Genomic DNA, 1,308 nt, shown 5'->3' on the forward strand with positions numbered 1-1,308 from the left:
GGGGCGGGGGACGTACGGGGTGCGGCTACCGCCGCCCTTGACCGCGGTTACGAGCGCCTCGCGCGGGCTTATGGCGACGCGCCCTTCCTGGACGCGGCCTGACACCGCGTCGCCTTGCCGATTCGGCTGCGGGCCGTATGTGGCTGGTCGCGCAGTTCCCCGCGCCCCTAAGGGGCGCTCAGCGCGTCACCCTCCACACCAGCTGCCCCTTCAGTCTTCCCCTCAGCTCCGGGTCGAGGACCGCGTCCGTGCGGTCCACCGCCCGGGCCGTCAGCGTGTGCGGGCGGCCGTCCGCCGGTACGCCGAGTGCGCGCGGGACGACCTCGGTCCGGCCGCGCGCGGGCACGACCTCCAGCCCGTCCACGTACCAGCGCAGGGTGACGGTCGGCGCCGCGAGCCGGACGGTGACCCGCTCGCGCCGCGAGACCGTCCCGTACGGGCCGCTGTCGCTGCTCAGCACGCTCGCGTGGCGGTAGAAGCCCGCGATCATCGCCTCGCGCCCCGGCAGGTTGAACTCGTGGCCCAGCGTGCGCATGAGCGAGTTCTCGGTGGGGCGGTAGAGGCCCTTGGGGTAGTAGCCGCCGCCCTCGTAGGAGCCGACGGTGCCGCCGTCCGGCGAGGTCCGGCCGATCCAGCGGTACCACTTCTGCCGCTGCTCGCCCTGCTGCCGCGCGTCCAGCGTGCTGATGTTGACGTCGCGCGGCTCGGCGCCGGTGTACGTGCCGTACTCGTCGTACTGGTACTCGTCGGCGAGCTTGCCGAGCGAGTGCCCGGTCTCGTGGACGGCCACCTGGTCGGACTTGGGGTGGCCGGCCGAGGCCGTGGCGACGCCGTCGTAGCCGGCCTGCGAGACGATGTCGTTGTAGCCGGCGCCGCCGTACTTGGCGGAGTTGGAGAGGACGACCACGAGGTCCGCTGCCGGGGCCTTCGCCGCGTACGACTCGACGCGCGCGGTGTCGACGCACAGCAGCCGCTCGATGTCGTCGCAGAAGAAGTACGAGCGCAGGGCCGTGTCCTTCGTGACGCCCTTGGCGGGGTCGTTGGTGACGCCGGACTCGCGCGAGACCGCGTCGACGGCCCACACGTTGAAGAGGTTCTTGTAGGACGCGTACGGCTCGACGGCCGACATGTTCGCCCACTTGGCGCGCACCGCGGCGTGGAAGTCGCCCTGCTGGCCCGCGGTGTAGCCGTCGCCGATGAAGACGACGTCGAGCTTGGAGCCGACCGGGCCGTTGGTGACGACGGGGGTGACGTCGCCGTCGCCCTTCGCGGAGGGGAGCAGCGGCCGGGGCAGGGCGGGGGATGCGG

The 1,308-nt window shown here is 72.7% G+C and carries 1 protein-coding gene; it reads right to left on the minus strand.

The genetic code is table 11. The features are described 5' to 3' along the window. Positions 1-178 precede the first annotated feature (178 nt). The coding region (locus tag ACSNOH_RS34795; protein ID WP_436725445.1) for a M64 family metallopeptidase at positions 179-1,308 on the minus strand (1,130 nt) is incomplete at its 5' end.

Source organism: Streptomyces sp. URMC 127 (assembly GCF_051386535.1).
Taxonomy (GTDB): domain Bacteria; phylum Actinomycetota; class Actinomycetes; order Streptomycetales; family Streptomycetaceae; genus Streptomyces.